This is a genomic window from Ruegeria sp. C10 (assembly GCF_056537805.1).
This window is the reverse complement of sequence record NZ_JBQFSC010000002.1, coordinates 854,464-874,678: the sequence shown is the minus strand read 5'-3', so window position 1 is coordinate 874,678 and position 20,215 is coordinate 854,464. Positions and strand designations below refer to the sequence as shown.

General features: G+C 57.2%; 16 protein-coding genes. 4 read left to right on the top strand and 12 right to left on the bottom strand.

The features are described 5' to 3' along the window. Positions 1-13 precede the first annotated feature (13 nt). Both ACR0DE_RS12720 and ACR0DE_RS12715 read right to left on the bottom strand, forming a co-directional pair. Positions 14-376 carry a DUF3302 domain-containing protein gene (locus ACR0DE_RS12720; protein WP_480753496.1) on the bottom strand — a complete coding sequence of 121 codons (363 nt, stop codon included), beginning with the start codon at positions 374-376 and terminating at the stop codon, positions 14-16. An 89-nt stretch (positions 377-465) separates the two neighbouring features. After that, on the bottom strand, positions 466-1,224 hold the full coding sequence (locus tag ACR0DE_RS12715) for a DeoR/GlpR family DNA-binding transcription regulator (RefSeq protein WP_170801108.1): 759 nt from the start codon (positions 1,222-1,224) through the stop codon (positions 466-468). Positions 1,225-1,413: 189 nt separating this feature from the next. On the opposite strand from ACR0DE_RS12715, the gene glpD reads away from it, so the two are divergent. Further along, complete coding sequence (gene glpD, locus ACR0DE_RS12710) at positions 1,414-2,991, top strand: glycerol-3-phosphate dehydrogenase (protein WP_480753797.1); 1,578 nt, start codon at positions 1,414-1,416, stop codon at positions 2,989-2,991. Between the two features lie 78 nt (positions 2,992-3,069). Here the strand turns inward: glpD and ACR0DE_RS12705 are convergent, their stop codons facing one another. The 3 genes from ACR0DE_RS12705 to metG form a co-directional block, all read right to left on the bottom strand. Further along, complete coding sequence (locus ACR0DE_RS12705) at positions 3,070-6,207, bottom strand: efflux RND transporter permease subunit (protein WP_170626018.1); 3,138 nt, start codon at positions 6,205-6,207, stop codon at positions 3,070-3,072. Continuing rightward, complete coding sequence (locus ACR0DE_RS12700; RefSeq protein WP_170393332.1) at positions 6,207-7,388, bottom strand: efflux RND transporter periplasmic adaptor subunit; 1,182 nt, start codon at positions 7,386-7,388, stop codon at positions 6,207-6,209. Before ACR0DE_RS12700 ends, ACR0DE_RS12705 begins: the two co-directional genes overlap by 1 nt. Positions 7,389-7,679: 291 nt before the next feature. Further along, positions 7,680-9,398, bottom strand: coding sequence for a methionine--tRNA ligase (gene metG, locus ACR0DE_RS12695; RefSeq protein WP_480753493.1), 1,719 nt, complete (start codon positions 9,396-9,398; stop codon positions 7,680-7,682). 210 nt (positions 9,399-9,608) lie between these two features. Between metG and ACR0DE_RS12690 the strand changes: the two genes are divergently transcribed. The 3 genes from ACR0DE_RS12690 (at position 9,609) to ACR0DE_RS12680 (ending at position 13,167) form a co-directional block, all read left to right on the top strand. Then, the gene (locus ACR0DE_RS12690) at positions 9,609-10,535 is read left to right on the top strand and encodes a hypothetical protein (protein WP_480753491.1); all 927 of its coding nucleotides are present in this window, start codon (positions 9,609-9,611) and stop codon (positions 10,533-10,535) included. 206 nt (positions 10,536-10,741) lie between these two features. After that, the gene (locus ACR0DE_RS12685) at positions 10,742-11,458 is read left to right on the top strand and encodes an OB-fold-containig protein (RefSeq protein ID WP_170563106.1); all 717 of its coding nucleotides are present in this window, start codon (positions 10,742-10,744) and stop codon (positions 11,456-11,458) included. A gap of 35 nt (positions 11,459-11,493) precedes the next feature. After that, a complete protein-coding gene (locus ACR0DE_RS12680; RefSeq protein WP_480753486.1) occupies positions 11,494-13,167 on the top strand; it encodes a flotillin family protein in 1,674 nt (557 codons plus the stop codon). Between the two features lie 31 nt (positions 13,168-13,198). Here ACR0DE_RS12680 and ACR0DE_RS12675 read toward each other — a convergent pair whose 3' ends face one another. The 7 genes from ACR0DE_RS12675 to ACR0DE_RS12645 all read right to left on the bottom strand — a co-directional run bounded on the left by ACR0DE_RS12675 (position 13,199) and on the right by ACR0DE_RS12645 (position 20,123). Further along, entirely contained in the window at positions 13,199-14,422 is a 1,224-nt protein-coding gene (locus ACR0DE_RS12675; protein WP_480753483.1) for an MFS transporter, read from the bottom strand. Between the two features lie 80 nt (positions 14,423-14,502). Then, positions 14,503-15,099 carry a YceI family protein gene (locus ACR0DE_RS12670; protein ID WP_170405236.1) on the bottom strand — a complete coding sequence of 199 codons (597 nt, stop codon included), beginning with the start codon at positions 15,097-15,099 and terminating at the stop codon, positions 14,503-14,505. After that, positions 15,096-16,310 carry an MFS transporter gene (locus ACR0DE_RS12665; RefSeq protein ID WP_170635609.1) on the bottom strand — a complete coding sequence of 405 codons (1,215 nt, stop codon included), beginning with the start codon at positions 16,308-16,310 and terminating at the stop codon, positions 15,096-15,098. Before ACR0DE_RS12665 ends, ACR0DE_RS12670 begins: the two co-directional genes overlap by 4 nt. A 43-nt stretch (positions 16,311-16,353) precedes the next feature. Beyond that, the gene (locus tag ACR0DE_RS12660; protein ID WP_480753482.1) at positions 16,354-16,980 is read right to left on the bottom strand and encodes an ImuA family protein; all 627 of its coding nucleotides are present in this window, start codon (positions 16,978-16,980) and stop codon (positions 16,354-16,356) included. 49 nt (positions 16,981-17,029) lie between these two features. After that, entirely contained in the window at positions 17,030-17,611 is a 582-nt protein-coding gene (locus ACR0DE_RS12655; RefSeq protein ID WP_170465448.1) for a retropepsin-like aspartic protease family protein, read from the bottom strand. Positions 17,612-17,652: 41 nt separating this feature from the next. Next, entirely contained in the window at positions 17,653-18,273 is a 621-nt protein-coding gene (locus ACR0DE_RS12650; RefSeq protein ID WP_480753479.1) for a MarC family protein, read from the bottom strand. Then, on the bottom strand, positions 18,270-20,123 hold the full coding sequence (locus ACR0DE_RS12645) for an ABC-F family ATP-binding cassette domain-containing protein (protein WP_480753477.1): 1,854 nt from the start codon (positions 20,121-20,123) through the stop codon (positions 18,270-18,272). The genes ACR0DE_RS12650 and ACR0DE_RS12645 overlap by 4 nt, the downstream gene beginning before the upstream one ends. Positions 20,124-20,215: the final 92 nt, after the last annotated feature.

The window sequence follows — 20,215 nt, the reverse complement described above, 5'->3', positions numbered from 1 at the left end:
AATTCCTTTGGCCTTAGGCTTGCTTTGTTTCGTCGGTATCAAGTGGGTCCTGGTATTCCGGTTTGACTGTACCGCCCAGACGCTTGATTTCATCCCTTATGGCCTTGCTTTCTTCATCAGGGCCGCGGCGCATGTCGACGGTGACGCCGTCGTGAAACGCCCAGATAAAGGCATGCACCCAAGGGACAATCGCCAAAAATCCCATCCATCCCATGATCTTGACCGCTTCGGCATGGGGGTGATTGCGTTTGATCGCGATACGTCCGGGCAGGCCCATTATGAATAGAAACAACGCCATCACCGCTGCCAGCAGCAAGATAAGTGCCACAAATGTCAGATAGTCATAGTAGCCCAGCGGCTGCCCCAAAAGTCCCATGCTCGCGCCTCCTGTTGTTGGAAACTGTTCCATCCTCGGGCGCTGTTGTCCAGCTAATCAATCACTTTCTGGCTGATCGGAAGGATGCATCAGCATTCAATAATTTTGGTGTTCCAGTCTATGCACTTCTGATGGAGGTCGCCGGGTAGCGGTAGATCGGTATAAACCATATCAACATCGGATAATGAGGCGATGCGTGCGGGCGCGGTGCGCTGAAACTTTGAAGCATCCGCTACAAGGCTGATCTGCCGGGCTTGTTCAATGATGGTTTGACTGACCAGTACTTCTTGGAGATCGAAATCCATTAGATCCCCATCCGCATCCAATGCGGAACAGCCGATAATCGCGTGATCGAATTTGAACTGGCGGATGGTCGCGACCGCAAGATTCCCGACCAACCCACTATCTGATCTGCGCAGCACACCGCCTGCAACGACGATCTGGCAATCGGGGTTATCGGCCAGGATATTGGCGACGTTCATATTGTTGGTCACGACCATTAGGTTTTTGTGTTTCAGCAATTGGCGGGCAACGGCCTCGGTCGAGGTGCCTATGTTCATAAAGATCGAGCTGCCCTCGGGGATGTCGGCCGCGCAGCGTTCAGCGATGCGTGTCTTGGCTTCATGGTTCAGGGCGCGCCGGTCTTCGTATCCAATATTAGACACGCCAGAACGCAGAACGGCACCCCCGTGAACCCGATCCAACTTACCAGCTTCTGACAGTTCAGTCAGGTCACGGCGAATGGTTTGAACCGTCACCTGAAAACGCTCGGCCAGCCCTTCGACAGTAACGCGGCCCTCTTGCTCGGCGACTAAAAGAATGTCCGATTGACGAAATGATAGTGACATGGGCGGTCCTGAGTTCCGGTGTTTTCGTTTTTGTTCTAATTTTGCGGTTAAGCAAGGGAATTCGTTAGTTGCACTTATTAATGCTGTTGTTTCAGCTAAAAACGAACATTATCGAAAAATAAAGTTGACGATACGAACCATCATACTGCTAATGCGCTTGAAACTGCCACGTTGGGGAATCAATTGGATATGTCATCGGACAGCAGCCAAGTTACCGATCTTTTTGTGATCGGCGGGGGTATAAATGGGTGCGGTATCGCACGTGATGCGGCAGGTCGGGGCCTATCGGTCACCTTGGCTGAAATGAACGATCTGGCCTCGGCGACGTCGTCAGCCTCGACCAAACTGTTTCATGGCGGGCTACGGTACCTGGAATTTTTTGAATTTCGTTTGGTGCGTGAAGCGCTGGTCGAACGCGAGACCTTACTGCGCGCTATGCCCCATATCAGTTGGCCCATGCGTTTCGTGCTGCCCTATCACGCCGATATGCGTTTTGACTCTGAAACGCCGACCTCACGGTTGCTCAGTACGGTGATGCCATGGATGCGCGGGCGGCGTCCGGCCTGGCTGATCCGGCTTGGCCTGTTTCTGTACGACAATCTGGGCGGTCGTAAAATCCTGCCGGGCACACGTTCGCTGAACCTGCGCGCGGCACCCGAGGGGGCTCCGCTGCAAGACAAATTTGAAACCGCCTATGAATACTCGGACTGCTGGGTCGAGGATTCGCGGCTGGTGGTCCTGAACGCCCGTGATGCCGAGGCACGCGGGGCCAAGATCATGGTCAGGACCGAAGTTCTTTCGGCTGAGCGGATCGATCAAGTGTGGCAAGTCACGATCCGGGATCGGGATAGCGGCAAGACCGAAACCGTCCTTGCGAAGATGTTGATCAATGCGGGCGGACCTTGGGTAGGTGACATCATCCAGACCAAGATCCGGGTCAATTCCCGAGAAGGCGTCCGTCTGGTGCGTGGCAGCCATATCGTGACACCCAAGCTGTATGACCATGACAAGTGCTATTTCTTTCAGGGCGAAGACGGGCGCATCATCTTTGCGATCCCGTACGAGCAGGATTTTACCTTGATCGGAACCACGGATCAGGATCATTCTGACCCCTCCGATCCTCCGGTTTGTACCGAGGCCGAGCAGGAGTATCTGTGCGCTTTCGCATCGAATTACTTCGCGAAGCCCGTTACCCGTGAAGATATTGTCTGGACCTATTCAGGCGTCCGTCCGCTATATGATGACGGCGCAAGCAGTGCCACGGCGGCTACCCGCGATTACACGCTGAAAGTTGATGCCGAGAGCGGGGCTCCGGTGTTGAATGTCTTTGGTGGTAAAATCACCACCTACAGACGCCTCGCGGAAAGCGCGCTGGAGAAGATTGGAGAGCATTTCCCGGATATTGGCGGACCATGGACCGCAGGCGTCCCATTACCCGGCGGGGATTTTCCGGTCGACGGCGTGCAGGATTTGATCGGAAAATTGATAGCGGAGTACCCGTTCCTGACCGATTTTTGGGCCCGTCGATTGATCCGGGCCTATGGCACCGAGACCTGGGACCTTCTGGGTCCGGCAAAGGATCAGAGCGATCTGGGTGACGATTTTGGCGCGACGTTGACCGAGGCGGAACTGGTTTGGCTGATGGACAAGGAATACGCGCGCACCGCTCAGGATGTCGTGTGGCGGCGCAATAAGCTGGGTCTAAGGCTCAGCCTCGAGCAGATCGGCCGGATAGACGACTGGATGGCCAAACGGTTAACTGACTAGCGCGCCGATCGGTTGATCCGTGCAAAAAAAGAAACGCCCCGCAGATGTGCGGAGCGTATTTCGATTTCAATGCCGGCCCTACGCAGCTTCCTCTGACGGTTCCGGATCGTTCTTGCTGCCTTTGACCCACTCGCGCAGGCTCTGCATCACAGCGTACAGGACGGGAACCAGAATGACCCCGAACAGAGTGGCTGCCAGCATACCGCCGAACACGGCAACGCCGATGGCCTTCTGGCTGGCAGCTCCGGCCCCGTTCGCGGCCAGCAGGGGAACCACGCCCAAAAGGAAGGACAGGGCGGTCATCATCACAGCGCGGAAACGCTGATATGCGGCTTCGGCCGCGGCCTCCTTGATTGACAGCCCCTTGGCCCTTTGCTCCATCGCGAATTCGACGATCAGAATCCCGTTCTTTGACGCAAGCCCGACAAGCATGATCATCCCGATCTGCGTGTAGAGGTTGATGTCGCTGCCAACGATTGCCACCGCTGCGACGGCACCGAACAAGGCCACGGTCACCGACATTAGGATCGAAACGGGCATCGTCCAACTTTCATATTGGCCGACAAGGAACAGGTACCCAAACAGGATCGCCAACCCAAGGATCACCACGACCAGACCGCCCGAGGCCAGCTGCTGCTGCGCCGTTCCGGTCCATTCATAGGCATAGCCGGGGGGCAGGGCGGTCGCCGACTCCTCGGTCATGACATTGATGGCGTCCCCGGTGGAGAGCCCCGGTGCCGGAACCGCTGTTACAGTGGCCGAGCGGAACAGGTTATGCCGCTTTAGCAGGACCGGACCCAGCACGTTCTCGATATCGATCAGCGTGCCAAGCGGTACCATCTCACCTTTGGTGGAACGTACATAAAGCTCCGAGATATCATCGACCTTATTCCGGTATGACCCTTCGGCCTGGATCATTACGCGATAGACACGACCAAACAGGTTGAAGTCATTCACGTAATACGAGCCAAGCTGCGCTTGCATGGTCTGGAAAATCTCGGCCACCGAGACTTGCAGGGTTTTGGCCTTTTCCCGATCCAGATCGACAAACAATTGCGGCACGTTCGCGCGGAAGGTGGTGTAGGCCTGCGCGATCTCAGGACGCTGGTTTGCGGCATAGACATACGACCCAACGGCCGAGGCCAGATCCTGCGGCGAGCCGCCACCGGTCTGCTGCACTTCCATTTCAACCCCTGCAGACATACCAAGGCCCTGAATGGGTGGCGGGTTGAACGCAACAATCGATGCGGCAGACTCACCATATGCAATCGCCAGAACCTGGTTCAGGATCGCATCCGCGCTGAGCTCGGGTTCCTGCCGCTCTTCCCAGTTGGTCAGGTTGACAAAGATGGCTGCGCCATTGGTAGTGGTCCCGTTCAACAGTGAGAACCCATTGACCAGAACGGTGCTGGATACGCCGGAGATCTGTTGAATCTGTTCATCGATCCGCGCAGAAACCGCCTCGGTCCGTTCAAGCGTCGCCGCATCGGGAAGCTGGATATCGACGAACAGATATCCGTTGTCTTCCAGCGGAATGAACCCTTTGGACGTGTTGCCCATAATGGTCCCGGTGCCTGCCGCGAAGGCCGCGATGATCCCAAGCGAAATGACCGGCAGGATCAGTAGCTTCCGCACAATGGCGACATAGCCGCTGCGCATGCCGCCGATAAATCCCTCGAACACGGCCAGCAGCCCCTTGGGCGGTCCTGAACGCGCCCGCAGCACCAGCCCGCAAAGGGCCGGTGAAAGCGTCAGAGCGTTGATCGACGAGATCACAACAGCGGTCGAGATCGTGACGGCAAACTGCGAATACAATCGCCCGGATATGCCGGGCATGAACGTCACCGGCACGAACACGGCCAGCAGTACCAACGTGGTTGCGATCACGGGGCCGGTGATCTGACCCATGGCTTTGCGGGTCGCTTCGGCAGGGGATAGGCCTTCGTCGGCGATGATACGCTCGACGTTTTCCACCACAACGATGGCGTCATCCACAACGATCCCGATGGCCAGCACGAGCGCGAACAGAGAGATTGTGTTCAGCGACATGCCAAAGGCCAGCAAGAATGCAAATGTCCCGATCAATGAGACCGGAATTGCCACTGCAGGAATGATCGTCGCCCGCCAACTGCCAAGGAAGATGAACACAACTGTGATCACCAATATGAATGTCAGGATGAGGGTCGAGACCACGTCATTGAGCGACTGTTCCACGAAATCCGTCGTATTGAATGGAACATCGTATTCGACATCTGTGGGAAAGGACCGTGACAGGCGCTCAAGTTCAGCCTCAACACGTTCGGATACCGCAAGGGCGTTTGCGCCGGGGGCCTGATAGATGCCGATAACGGTCGCAGGAACGCTTTCGAAATAGCCCGAGGCGGAATAGAACTGCGCCCCCAATTCAACCCGCGCAATGTCTTTGACGCGCACAATCGCACCGGCTTCGCCTGTACGGATTACAATATCTCCGAATTCATCGGCCGAGGTCAGGCGGCCTTTGGTCTTGATCGTGTACTGAAAGGTTTGTCCTTCAGGCACAGGAGGCGACCCGATTGAGCCCGCAGAGACTTCGATATTCTGTTCGCGGATGGCATTGATCACATCACCCGGAGTGATTGACAGCGCGGCCATCTTGTCCGGATCCATCCAGATCCGCATGGCGTATTCCAGATTGGTCAGAACATCCGCTTTACCCACGCCCTGAACTCGCGCCAGAGCGTCTTTCAAGTTGATTGAGGCATAGTTCGACAGGAACACACTGTCATATGTGCCATTGGGCGAGGTCAGCGTGACCAGCAACAACATGTTGGTTGACGCTTTTTGCGTGACAACACCGGATGAAGTCACTTCGGACGGCAGCGATGCCATCGCCTGTGCCACACGGTTCTGTACGTTGACCGAGGCGATATCGGGGTCGGTGCCCACCTCGAACGTAACGTTCAACGAATACGAGCCGTTATCCGATGAGGTCGACGTCATGTAGATCATGTCGTCCACACCGTTGACCTGCGCCTCGATCGGGGCGGCCACGGTGTTTTCCACGGTTTCGGCATTTGCACCTGTATAGGTGGCCGTTACGCTGACCACCGGCGGCGTGATATCGGGAAACTGCGCAACCGGCAGAACCAGATAACCGATCCCGCCCAAAATGGTCAGGACCAGCGAAATGACAAGCGCCAGCTTGGGCCGGCTGATAAACAGGGCTGAGAACATCAGTTATTCTCCGGCTGCTCGGACGCGACGACTGCATCAACGGCGACGCCGGGGCGCACGCGTTGCAGGCCTTCGACGATGACGCTTTCGCCTTCGCGCAGGCCATCTGTGACGATAATCGCCGAGTCCACGGTATCTCCGGTTGTGATGTAGCGCTGTTCAACCATCTGCTTGTCATTGACGACCAGAACGAATTCGCCGCGCTGATCACGCTGCAGCGCTGCTTGAGGGATCAATACCTGCAGCGTCGGCTCAAGCGCTTCGATCTGAACGTTCACGAAGGCACCATCAACGAGCAGACGCTTGGCATTGTCGAATTGAGCCGTGATCGTAATGGCGCCGGTCAGTGGATCAATGCGGTTGTCGACAAAAATGATTTCGCCGGTTTCATCCAGCTCAGTACCATTCGGCAGAGTCACATGAACATTCGGGCTTTGGCTGCTTTCAGCTAGCGTGGCCGGGTCTTCACCAAATTGTTCAAGAACCGACGTGAACTGCTTTTCATTCAACGAAAAATTCACATAGATGGGGGCTTCGCTGACCAGGGTGACAAGCGGCGGATTGTTGGGGCCCACAACATCACCGACACTGGTTTCCACGCGGCCGATGCGGCCCGAAAACGGGGCGTGGATCTGTGTGTAGCTCAGATCAAGCTCGGCCTGTTGGATCGCTGCATTGGCGGCTTTGACCTCGGCCTCGGCGACCAGTTCATTGGCTCGGGCAATGTCACGTTCTGATTCCGGTGTAGCGTCGCGCTTGTACAGCTCTTCCTTGCGGGCGAGATCGACTTTGGCCAGTTCAAGGTTTGCCTGCGCCCGATCCAGATCGGCTTTACGTGCCTCAAGCGTGGCTTCGTAAAGATCCGGTTCGATCGTGAACAGCAGGTCATCCTCATTCACCGGAGAGCCATCGTCGACGTTCTGGCTGTCCAGGAATCCACTGACGCGCGCGATGATATCGACCTTGTCGATTGCCTCGGCCCGTCCAATGAAGGTGGCCTGATCGGTGATCTCTTCGGTATAAGCTGCGGCGATCGACACCTTGGGCGCAGGGGCATCGCCCTGATCCTGCGCGACCGCTATCTGAGGCAGGCTGGAACATGCAAACAAAGCGGCAGAAACGCCGAGTGCCCTGAAATAGCCGCGTGGGCGGAGTGCTGGCTTCTTAAATGCAAGGGACATGTTGGCGCCTCGTTCAAAGTAAAGATTGCACAACCGGGCAACAGAAACCCCCGGATGAGTCGATTGATTTTATAGGCAGGATGGCGGGTTTGACGCGGTTTCTCAAGCGTGTTGAGGTAATGCGTTGGCAAGAATCGACCCGAAATTTCTTTCCAGTCTGCAGACTTAGCCTGCATCCGCAGGCGTTTACCTGCCCGATGACAATAGGGGCGGGCGAATTTTCTATGCCAAAAACCAGCAGCGGAGACGTTTCAGGGCTCCGCTGCGGCATTCATAAATCGAATTTTGTTGTTATTCACGCGTTCCCGCAAACCGATTCTGCCAGTCTTCGCGCTGTTCGTCCGTGATTTTGGCAAACAGCACGTCGGGAACCGAAAATTCATGGCCAGCGGGCAGGGCGCGCAGCGCGGCATCGATATCTTCGGGCCAGCTGGTATCGAGTGTGTTCATCGCACTAAGCATTTTTGCAGACGCATCGGGAATGAACGGCGCGCTCAGAACTGCATAGAGGCGGATCAGGTTCAGCCCCAGCCGCACCTGCGCCGCAGCCTGCGCAGGATCTTCCTTAAAGGTAGACCATGGTGCGGCAGCCTGCAGATACTCGTTGCCCGCGACCCAGATCGCTCGCAGCTCTTGCGCGGATTTGCGCACTTCCATCGCTTCCATGTGGCCTTCGTAGGCACGTACTCGTCTAGTAAGCTCAGCAATCAGGGTCTGTTCACGTTCGCCATACGCACCACCTTCGGGCACTGCTTCACCGAATTTCGAGCGGCAGAACTTAGTGATCCGGCTGACAAAGTTACCCAGAACATCCGCAAGATCTTTGTTCGCCGACTGCTGGAAGTTCTCCCATGTGAACTCGCTGTCGCTGCTTTCCGGCGCATGGCTTAGCAACCACCAGCGCCAGTAGTCGGCGGGCAGAATGTCCAGCGCTTGATCCATGAACACTCCGCGGCCCTGTGAGGTCGAGAATTGGCCACCGTCATAGTTCAGGTAGTTGAATGATTTCAGGTGGTCGACCATCTTCCAGGGCTCGCCCGATCCCAGAATGGTGGCCGGGAAAGACAGGGTGTGGAAGGGCACATTGTCCTTGCCCATGAACTGAACGTAACGCACATCTTCTGCGCCTTTGTCGGTGCGCCACCAACGTTCCCAATCGGCATCAGACTCACCATTGGCGTCGGCCCATTCCTTGGCGCAGGCGATGTACTCAATGGGGGCATCGAACCAGACATAGAAGACTTTGCCTTCCATGCCGGGCCAATCTTGATCACCTTTCTTGACTGGTACACCCCAATCCAGATCGCGGGTAATGCCGCGATCCTGCAGGCCGTCGCCATCATGCAACCATTTCTTGGCGATCGAGGTTGTCAGGATCGGCCAGTCTGTCTTGCTGTCGATCCACGCGTCCAACTGATCTTTCATTGCGGATTGACGCAAATACAGATGCTTGGTCTCACGCACCTCAAGATCGGTCGAGCCGCTGATCGCGCTGCGAGGCTCAATCAGGTCGGTCGGGTCCAGTTGTTTGGTGCAGTTCTCGCACTGGTCGCCACGTGCGCGATCATAGCCGCAATTGGGGCAGGTGCCTTCAATATAGCGGTCGGGCAGAAAACGGCCATCGGCGTTGGAATAAACCTGCTTTTCGCTGACTTCCCGGATCAGCCCGGCTTCATCCAGTTTGCCAGCGAAATGCTGGGTCAGTTTACGGTTCTGATCGCTGGACGAGCGGCCAAAGTGATCAAAGCTCAGGCCAAAGCGCTTGGCGATATCGGCCTGTACTGCGTACATGTCAGCGCAATATTCAGCTACCGGTTTGCCCGCTTTGGCGGCGGCCAGCTCGGCCGGGGTGCCGTGCTCGTCGGTTGCACACAGGAACATGACCTCATTGCCCCGGCCGCGCTGATAGCGAGCGTACAGATCGGCAGGCAATTGCGAGCCGATCAGGTTGCCGAGATGTTTGATCCCGTTGATGTAAGGGATCGCCGAGGTGATGAGAATTCGGGCCATAATGCGCTTCCACGTATCTGTCTGCGCGCCCGTCTACCTTATGTGGCCAGTAAGCAAAAGCCCGCATTCATACCCGCTTGAATTTAACGGGTATTACTACGCGACTTCGTGCATTCTCGGGAGTTTGTGTCGCGTTCGCCAGCGATTTCGCCCCGTGCGTACCAATGGTGTATTATGATCAGGAGAACCCAGCTTAGAGGGGATTTCATTATGCAGAGTTTATGGATGGGCTGCTGTGCCGCCGTTGCAGCTATTGTATTTACCGCCAGCGCCATCGCCGACCAGAGCGCCACAGATGATCCGGTGCATGCTTTTGACCACGCTATGCTCTCGATCTTTCACCGTGGCCAGGATGCGCTGACAGCTGAAACCCGGCCCGTCATGATTATCGCACGTGATGTCACAGTCATGACCGAAGACGGACAGGCAAGCTATCCAAGAAATGCGCCATTCTATCAACATCTGAAGTCCACGTCGCATGTTGTGTTGGGATTGATCGGGGCGGTGACTCCATGGCCTGATGAAAATATCGATGATGAGCGCTGGAAGGCGGAGTTTGCAATTATCATCAATGAGATAGATGTATTTCTTGCGGCATTGGACGAACTGGACATAGCCAAGGACGACTTGGCGAGCCAGCGCAAAATGCTCGAAACAGCCCGGGCATTTGCTCAAGGTGCACTCGACAAGGATCAGATCACACGTGAAGCGGTTTCGCAGGTGATCAACGACATGCGGCCCATCTGGGCAGAGAATATGGAGAAATCTGCACGTGCGGAGTTGAACGCACTTCATTCCGCCGTGTCCGACGCACGCGCAGCCATGAGCGAAGAGGAGTGGACCAAGATGTATGTCGTGCATCACGGCGGCTCAAGCGTCAAAGACATCAATGTCGTGCTACTGTACCTACAGCGCGTGATGCCGGAAAAGGTTGCTGCCGGGCAGGTTCTGTTCGCTGAGAACGCACACGGGAACGACGCGTTGGCCGGATATGCCGGATACGTTCGAATGCAGAGGCATGTTGGTGCATGGGTGTTCGGGGACCCTGAACGGATGCGGGTTGACCTGCTGGGATATGAGGCGGGATCGATCCTGGATGAAATGATCCCGGCACCACCGCCAAAGCCCATCGATTAGAGAATTACTCCAGCAGGTGTGAACAGGTGATACGTTTCGCACGGGCGAAAGAAATTGAGCTTAATGTCATGGTTGCAGATTGTAACTGACATTTGGATGTAAATAACCTCAGGTTGAAACACAGAATCACAACCTCTTGAAATTGTAGCAATGACTTCCCATTTGTAGTGTATACAAAAGTATACAATAACGAGGGCAATCTGCTGATGTTCGACTTTTTACTAGAGGGCGCATTTGTGCCCTTTACCTTGGCGCTTGCGCTTCTGTTCGGTCTTCTGGGCCTTGAACTGATCGCATTGGTTTTCGGGGGAAGTCTTCTGGCAGGCGAGGGCGAGGTTGATCTGGACATGGTCGGCGCGCCCGATCTGGACGTCGCCGACTTTGATCTGGATATCGACGCCGACATCGATCTGGGTGACTTGGAGCTGGCCGAAATTGAAACCGATGTGCCTGCGGCTACGCCCGTCGGCCCGTTTGGCTGGTTGGGCATTGGCAAGATGCCATTCATGATCTGGCTCGTTGTGCTGCTGGCTGGTTTCGGCCTGAGTGGCATAGGCCTGCAACTGGCGCTGCGTGATCTGCTGGGCTTTGACTTACCTGCATGGTTGGCCGCGATTCCGGCCGGAGTGTTCGGCCTATGGTTCGCACGTGGCTTTGGTGGTGTCTTCGCTCGCCTCCTGCCCAAAACCGAAACCGACGCGATGTCGGAACGGATGCTGGCCCGCCGCCGTGGCGTGATCACTCAGGGTATCGCATCGCGAGGCCGTCCAGCCGAAGTCCGCGTTATGGATCGCTTTGGCAACACGCACTACCTTCGCGCAGAGCCGTTGCAGGACAAAGATGCGCTGGAGCAGGGAACAGAAGTCCTTGTTCTGCGTGATCGACGGCGCGACCGGTTCGTTCTGGTTCGCATGTCAGTTTAACCAAAAAATCTTAACCCCAATCCGGAGGATATTGCATGGAACTATCATTCCTGGCCGTTACAGTTGTGACTATTTTAGCGGTACTCTTGTTCATAGGCCTTGTACTTGGCCGCCTTTATCGACGCGCCACGCGCGAGATCAGCCTGGTGAAAACCGGCGCGGGTGGCAAAAAGGTCATTATGGATGGCGGCGTCATCATCGTACCGTTGCTGCACGAAGTCAGCCCGGTCAACATGAAGACTCTGCGCCTTGAGGTGCAGCGCAGCGGTGAGGCCGCGCTTATCACCAAAGACCGGATGCGTGTCGACGTGGGTGTCGAATTCTACGTCTCGGTGATGGCGACTGAAGAGGGCATCGCGCGCGCCGCGCAAACGCTGGGTGATCGCACCTTTGACGTCGAGCAACTGCGTGAGATGATCGAAGGCAAGCTGATCGACGGTCTGCGTGCCGTGGCCGCTCAGATGACCATGGATGGTCTTCATGAAAACCGCGCCGACTTTGTGCAGGAAGTGCAGAATGCGGTGTCCGAAGACTTGCTGAAGAACGGTTTGTCGCTGGAATCCGTCTCGCTAACTGCGCTCGACCAGACGCCGTTTGAAGCGCTGGACGAGAACAACGCCTTTAACGCCGTGGGTATGCGCAAGCTGGCCGAGGTGATTGCCATATCCAAGAAAGAACGCGCGCAGATCGACGCCGAGGCCGAGGTTGAGGTGCGTCGTGCGGCGATGGAAGCGGAGCGTCAGAAGTTGCTGATCGAACAGGACGAACAGCAGGCGCGCATCGAGCAGGCGCAGAAGGTGGAAACTCTTCGTGTGGCGCAAGAGGCGGAGATCGCTGCGCGAACTGAAGACTCGGTACGCGAAACCGAACGCGCCCGGATTGCCCGTGAAGAGGCCATTCGTTCCGCCGAGATTGAGCGCGAGCGCAAGATCCGCGATGCCGAGATCGCCAAAGAGCGTGAGATCGAAGTGGCAGAACAGGAACGCCAGATCATCATCGCGCAGAAATCCGAAGAGGAAAGCCGTGCGCGCGCATCCGCCGATCTGGCTCGAGCCGAGGCGACCAAAGCAACCGAAGCTGTGGCTACGGCGCGCGAAGTGGCCGAGGCCGAGCGTCAGAAGCAGATTGTTCTGATTGAAGCCACCCGTGAGGCCGAACGTCAGGCCACCGCGATCCGTTTGTCAGCGCAGGCCGAGAAAGAGGCCGCCGCAGACCGCGCCGAAGCCCGCCGCGAGGAAGCGCAGGCCGAAGCAGACGCGCTGAACATTCGCGCCGAGGCCAAGAAAAACGACATGCTGGCCGAGGCGGAAGGTAAGCGTGCGATCGTAGAGGCGGACAATGCCCTGTCACCTGAGCAGATCCGGATGAAGGTCGACTTGACCCGCATTGAAACCATGCCCTCGATCATCTCGGAAATGGTCAAGCCGGCCGAAAAAATCGACTCGATCAAAATCCATCAGGTTGGTGGGATCGGAGCTGCCAATGGTGGTGGTGTTTCAAGCGGTGAAAAGCCGGTCGTCAATCAGGCGTTGGATTCGATCATGGGAATGGCCGTGCAGATGCCAGCGCTCAAGAAACTGGGCGAAGAGCTTGGCTTGTCCATGGAGAACGGCGTCGGGGGCGTAGTGAACGGTGCGCTTGAGAGCACCGGGGACCCAGATGAGGTGGTCGACGCGGTCGAGGACCACGGGCCAGCGGTCCAGCAGTAAAACAGAAGGGCCGGGATTTCCCGGCCCTTTTTCATTGCTTTTCGCGAGAACCCTTGAGCAGCCTGCCGATGGTAAAGGATGTGCGCGGTGCATAGACATAATTCGTCCGTTTCTCGGGCGTCGGGCGCGAACGCATACGGGCGAGGCCAAAGACAATAAGAAACAGATGACCCAATGCAACAAAAGCAAACAGGGCTCCGGGGCCGAATTGCTGGATCAACGTGGATGAGATGTAGGGCGAGGCAATCGCCCCCAATGCATACCAGAACATCAACGCTGCTGCCAATTCAACGCGTTGTTCGGTCGTGGCAAAATCATTCGCATGGGCCGAGGAAACCGAGAAAATCGGAAACGTGGTCAGGCCAAAGAACCCGGCGGCCAGCATAACGCCGACCGTTCCAGTTCCGCTAGCCAACATCGTGACACCGCAGCTTAGCACCGCTGCCACGGATAGCCAGATCAGCACCCAGCGTCGATCATACTTGTCTGCGAGCCAACCCAAGGGGTACTGGGCCAGTGCGCCGCCCAGAACGAAAGAGGCCAGAAAGAATGCAATCTGATCTACGCCCAGTCCGACCTCCTGACCGTATACCGGGCCGACCATGCGAAATGATGCCGAGCTAAGCGCAGCCACGATAACGCCCGCCACAGCTAGTGGTGAGCTGTGCCAGGCCAGCTTGGGACGCAGGCGCGGGGTGTCCGGTGTCTTGGGTTGGCTGGCGCGAGTTAGGGCCAGCGGCAAGATCGATGCACAGCATAGGATCGCAAGCAGGTTGTATGAAACGTAAGAGGCGGGTGGCAGAACAGCAATGATAAGCTGTGCACAAAGCGAGGCCCCCATATCGGCGATACGGTAGGTACCCATCGCGCGCCCACGGGTTTCGTTGGTGACCTTGGCGTTCAGCCAAGCCTCGATCACGGTGTAACAACCTGCGACACAGGTGCCCGACGCGATACGCAGCGCGGCCCAGACATAAGGGTTTTCAGTCAGCGTATGCCCCAGCAACCCCATCGCGCCCAAAGCGGTGCAGACCGCAAATGCGCGCGAGTGCCCGACGCTGCCCATAAGCCGCGGAGCCCACCAGCAACCAACAAAGAACCCAATGAAGTGCGATGACCCCAGCAGACCGATCTGTTCGGTCGAAAAATCAAGCGTCAGCCCCGAGATTGCATCCAGCGGACCAACACCGCCCGTTGAGAGCTGCAGCAGAATGACCGAAAGAAAGAGGGCGGCAAATGAAATGATCGTACGCATGATAGGTGCAACTTGACCTTGTCGCTACGAAATGCGCGCGCCTTATCGACGCCCTGACGTCGTTTTTTGCCTTTTTGTGGTTAATCCTGCCGGATGATTTCGGCGTGGATGTCCAGGCCGATCGTGGGTTGTACAAGATCAGGATATCCAGACGCGCCAAACTCATTTCGATTGATCGCCCCCTCTAGCCGGATGGACAGGGTGTCCAAATCATCCACCGCGCTTCCCGGTCTCCGATACAGGTTGGCGCTCAAAGTCACCGGACGCGTGATACCGCGCACTGTCAGATCGCCGGTCACGGTTGCACCTTCCGAGATACGGCCAGTGGGTCCCAACTGAATCTTGGTCGTGATGAAACGGATGGTGGGGTATTGGGCAGCGTTCAACACACTCTTTCCCAACATCGGACCTCGGGCAAATGGTAGGTTCGTCCGTGCCCGGGCCACGTCCAGCACGACATCGACCCGGCTGTTTTGCAAGCGATTGGTATCAATAAGAATTTGGGCCGACTGTACTGGCATCGTGCCCGTCTGAAGCGCGCCGGACAAATCATAGGTGAAGCCAACGGAACTGCGCGATGCTGCCAGCGCATATGGGGTGAGGGCGGCCATCGCTGCCCGTGCCATTGGTAACGCGCAAAGGCTTGCAATCAGGCTGCGTCGGGTAAGGTTCCTCATGCCATCGCCGTGCGTCCGCGCGGGCGCGAGCGTTTCATGAGCATCAGCACGATTGCGATGTTCAGCCCGTTCCAAAGGATGCCATTGATGAAAGCAAGCTGATAACTGCCAGTCACGTCATAGATCCAGCCCGACATCCAACCACCCAGAGCCATGCCGAGGATAGTCATCATCATGACAAAACCCACGCGCGCACCGGCCTCTTGCGGGGGCATATATTCACGTACAATCAGCGCGTAGCTGGGGACGATACCACCCTGGGCCAGCCCGAATAGCATGCTGACGACATAAAGCGAAACCATCCCATCATAAGGGAGAAACAGGAACAGAGCGATACATTGCAGGACCGAGCCGATCAGCAGTGTTGAAAGCCCTCCCAACCGGTCCGCGACAAGCCCCGAGATGATGCGGCTAACCACGCCGCCCAACAGCATCAGAGACAGCATCTCGGCACCAACGGCCGGGCCATAGCCCAAGCCCACACAATAGGAGACAATATGGACCTGAGGCATCGACATGGCCACGCAGCAGCCGATACCAGCCAGCCCGAGGATGTACTGCAGGGCGCGGGGTGAAAAGCCGACGCTTTGTGCTTTGACCTGTGCTGCCGCTGCTGCCGTGCCGTGCGCCTCGACGGGGACCTGTCTGCGCAAAAGCAGGGACAGAGGAATGACGGCGACCAGGGTGATGACGGCGAGACTCAGATAAACCTGCTGCCACCCGTCGCGCTGCAGAATGCCCGACAGCAGCGTGGGCCAGATCGCGCCCGACAGGTAGTTGCCACTGGCCACCAGTGCCACGGCAATCCCTCGCCTGCGCATGAACCAATGCGAGATATCGGCGATCAGCGGTCCAAATCCGATTGACGTGCCGAGCCCCAGCAGAAGATGCGCAACCGACAGCAGCGCAATATTCGGCGCAAGGGTTGCCAGCAGATAGCTTACCGCGCTCAGCACAGCGGCGCCGATCAACGCCATTGTCACGCCCAGTCGGTCCACCAGCTTGCCCAGCCACATGTTGCCGAAGGCAAAGCCGATCATGGCGAGCGTATAGGGCATCGACGCCGCGGCTCGGTCTGCGCCAAACTCGGTCTCGATGGCGGGCATGACGACGATCACAGCCCACATGCCCACATTGACCACGGTTGCGATGGCCAGGGTGATCAGCAGGCGAAGCCAGGAATATCGGCTGTCATGGATCGGGTGTGTCATGCCGGCACGCTAGGGGGCAAGTCCGGTTTTGGCCAGTCACAAGTTATGTGATCATTGGGGCGTCTTCGGATTTGATCTGCTTTAGCTGCAGTCCGGAATGAGGAGCGGCCCGCGTCACGTGCCAACTGGCCGGGGGCAGGGCGCGGGCGCGGCGGCGGGTCAGACACCAACTGCAGGCCTCGTCCCGATAGGTGGGCGCCATATGCCAGCGCGTCTCAATCCCCTGTGCGCCACCATCGTCAGGCGTCAGCAATAGCCCCAGCGGAGCCTGTCCCGATATGCCGCCCTGTTCGGCAGCCAGATGCATCCGCCGGACCGGGGTCAGACCCGGCGGGCCGGGCAAATCGCCAATGACCAACGGGGCGGCACCGCTGCGCAAGGCTTCTTCCATGCACCACAACAGGTCTTCAGGTTTGTCAGGGCGGATCAGCAGAAACCGGGACGGATCGGCAAAAGGCAGCATGCCCTCGGGATGCAGCTGCGCCACCTCCCAAGCCGGGGTAATCCACATCACTGGCCCTTGAGTCTGCCCCGCCACCCACAGAGCAAAGCTACGCCGGGCAGGGCCGCAGGCTTCGTGTACACGGGCCAGTTGCAGACTGATCTGTGGGTGCAGGGCCACCCCGGGTGGGGTGCGCGCGGGCTTGCGGCCAAGAAGATTGGTGGACATGCTGATCAAATTAGCATGTTCTCATTTTGTTCTCAATTGGGGAATGCGGTCAACGCGACAGGATTAGACGCCCATCTGCGAACTGGATGTTCGAAAAGCGGTGCAGATACGCCATCCCTAGCAAGGATTGACCCAGATCGCCTTCATTGACCGAGGCCGGGATATCGCGATCGGTGATGGGGCCCAAAGACAGGCTGTCCAGCCGAACCGGCGCTGTACGCACAATGCCATTGGCCGTCGAGGCGCGGCCGAGATAGTTCAATTGATCCGTATCGATTCCAATTCGTTCGGCATCTTTCGGGCTGATGACGATATTGCTGGCCCCGGTATCGACCAGAAAGGTCACCGCTGTGCCATTCACCAGCATTGGTAAATAGTAGTGTCCATCATAAGAGCGGGGCACTTCAATCCGCTGATCTGTCACAGTCAGTTGCGGGGTCGGGCTGACGGTTGAACGGATGTCATCCCACAATCCGACAACAGCAATGACACCGATAAAGATAAACACCCATGCCGCGACCTGCTGCATGGTTTTTCCCAACGACTGACGGTTCTGAGTGATAAACCACATCAACAGGGCAGCACCCAGCAAAACCAGATAGGTCAATCGCCCAATATCGTAGCCGTCCATTCAATCACCCGAAATCAGTTGTCTCATACCAATATGGTGTTTCATGCGGCGAAACCAAAGGCTTTGAGGCCATCAAGAATGAACTGAACCGACAGTGCAGCCAGCAGCATACCCAGCAGCCGTGTCAGCACGTTCAGCCCGGTCTTACCTAGAATACGGGCGATCATGCCTCCGGCCAGAAAGAACACAAATACAACCAACATGACGGCAAGCATAACAGCGCAGGCCGCTGCGATCCCAGGGACGCCCGGGTTTTGTCCGGCCAAAAGAATGATTGTTGCGATCGATCCAGGGCCCGCGATCAGGGGTATGGCCAAGGGGAACACCGAAGGGTCAGAATGATCTTCTTCCTCGGCGCGGTCCTCGCGGCGTTTGGTACGGCGGTCGAACAGCATGTCCAGCGCAGTCAGAAACAAAAGCGCGCCACCTGCAACGCGGAAGGCTTCCATCGAGATGCCGACGAATCCAAGAACCGCTTCACCAAAAGCGGCAAAGGCGATCAGGATGAAAACTGCGGTCAGGCAGCTGCGAATGGCAATCTTACGGCGTGTGGCCGCATCCATGTCCTGCGTCAAGGCAACGAAAATTGGCGTGGTGCCGAAAGGGTCAATCACCACGAACATCGTGGTGAAAGCCGTTATGAAAAAGGCAATGTCGATCATGCTGCGCTCTCTGCCTGTTCCAACCGTTCTGCGGCGGCGACCCATAGGGCTTCAGCCTTTTGCATGGCTTCGACCACCTCGGCGAATTTGCGGTTCCAGGTTTCCAGATCGTTGATCCGGTCATCTTCATAAAGCGCCGGATCGGCCAGCTTGGCAGAAAGCTTGTCGTGCATATTGGTCAGTTTCTCGACCCGGTCTTCGCATTTGCGCAGATCCGCACGCAGGGCCAATACGGTCTCGCGTGACGCACGTTTGGGTTTGGGCGCCTGTAGTTTATCTTTGACCGGTTTCTCGCGGGCCAGCAAAAGAGCGCGATAGGCCTCAAGATCGCCATCGAATGGCTTCACGGTGCCATCCGAGACCAGCCATAGCCGATCAGCGACAAGCGACAGTAGATGCATGTCGTGGCTGACCAAGATGACCGCGCCGGAATAGGCAGTCAGCGCTTCGACCAACGCTTCGCGGCTTTCGATGTCCAGATGGTTCGTCGGTTCGTCGAGGATCAGCATATGCGGCGCGTCGATGGTGGCGATCAGTAGCGACAAGCGCGCCTTTTGTCCGCCCGACAGGCGACCGACCAGCGTTTCTGCCTGATCCGCGTTCAATCCGAACCCCGCCAGACGCGAGCGCCACTTGCCGGGTGCTTCATTTGGGCGTAGGCGGCGCAGGTGATCCAATGGTGTTTCGTCAACATGCAGCTCATCTACCTGATGCTGCGCGAAATAGCCGATGCGCAGCTTGGAGCTTCGGGTCATTTTACCTGCCATCAGGGGTAGGCGGTCAGATAGCAGTTTTGAAAGGGTTGACTTTCCCTGACCATTCTTGCCCAGCAGAGCGATGCGATCATCCTGATCAATGCGCAGGTTCAGTCGTCGCAGAACCTCGGTCTCACCATAACCGGTCACGCCTCCTTCAAGCTGAATGATCGGTGGCGACAGTTCTTCTGGCTCGGGGAATGAAAAGGCGCGCAAAGCCGCCTCTTGTGGAGTTGAAACCAGTTGGATGCGCTCGATCATCTTCAAACGAGACTGGGCCTGTACGGCCTTTGACGCCTTATAGCGGAAACGATCCACGAAACTTTGCAGATGTGCGATGCGGGCCTTGGCCTTGGCGTTTTCCGACTCTGCTTGTGCCAGACGTTCAGCGCGACGTTCGGCAAATTTGTCGTAGGGAACCGCGTAATAAGTCAGCTTGCGATCTTCGAGATGCAGAATTGATCCGACGGCGCGGTTCAACAACCCCCGGTCGTGGCTGATGATGATGACGGTGTGAGGGTATTTGGTCAGATAGCTTTCAAGCCACAACGCACCTTCAAGGTCCAGATAATTGGTCGGTTCGTCCAACAGCAACAGGTCAGGCTGCGAAAACAGTACGGCCGCCAGCGCTACCCTCATGCGCCATCCGCCCGAGAAATCCGAACAGGGTTTCAGCTGATCCTCATCGTCAAAGCCCAGTCCTTTGAGGATCGAGGCTGCCCGAGCCTCAGCCGACCAAGCATCAATATCAGCCAGCCGTGTCTGGATTTCAGCAATCCGGTCCGGATCTGTCGCGCTGTCTGCTTCGGCCATCAATGTGCTGCGTTCCACATCCGCGGCCAGAACCGTGTTGATTAGCGAGACATCCGAGGATGGCACTTCCTGCGCCACGCCCCCGATCCGCGCACGTTTGGGCAGGGATATATTGCCTGATTCCAGCGACAGCTCGCCCCGGATCAACCGAAAGAGCGTCGTCTTTCCGGTACCATTGCGCCCGACAAGGCCGACCTTGTGGCCATCGGGAATGGTCGCACTGGCCCCGTCGAACAGAGGACGGCCTTCAACGGCGTAGGTGATGTTCTCGATCCGTAGCATGAGCCGCTCTTACCAGAGCATCCAAACCGCCGCCAGAGGTCGCCATGTTCAATTCAGAAGCGATGTGTTAGCGCTGTTCCGGTTCGTCCTCC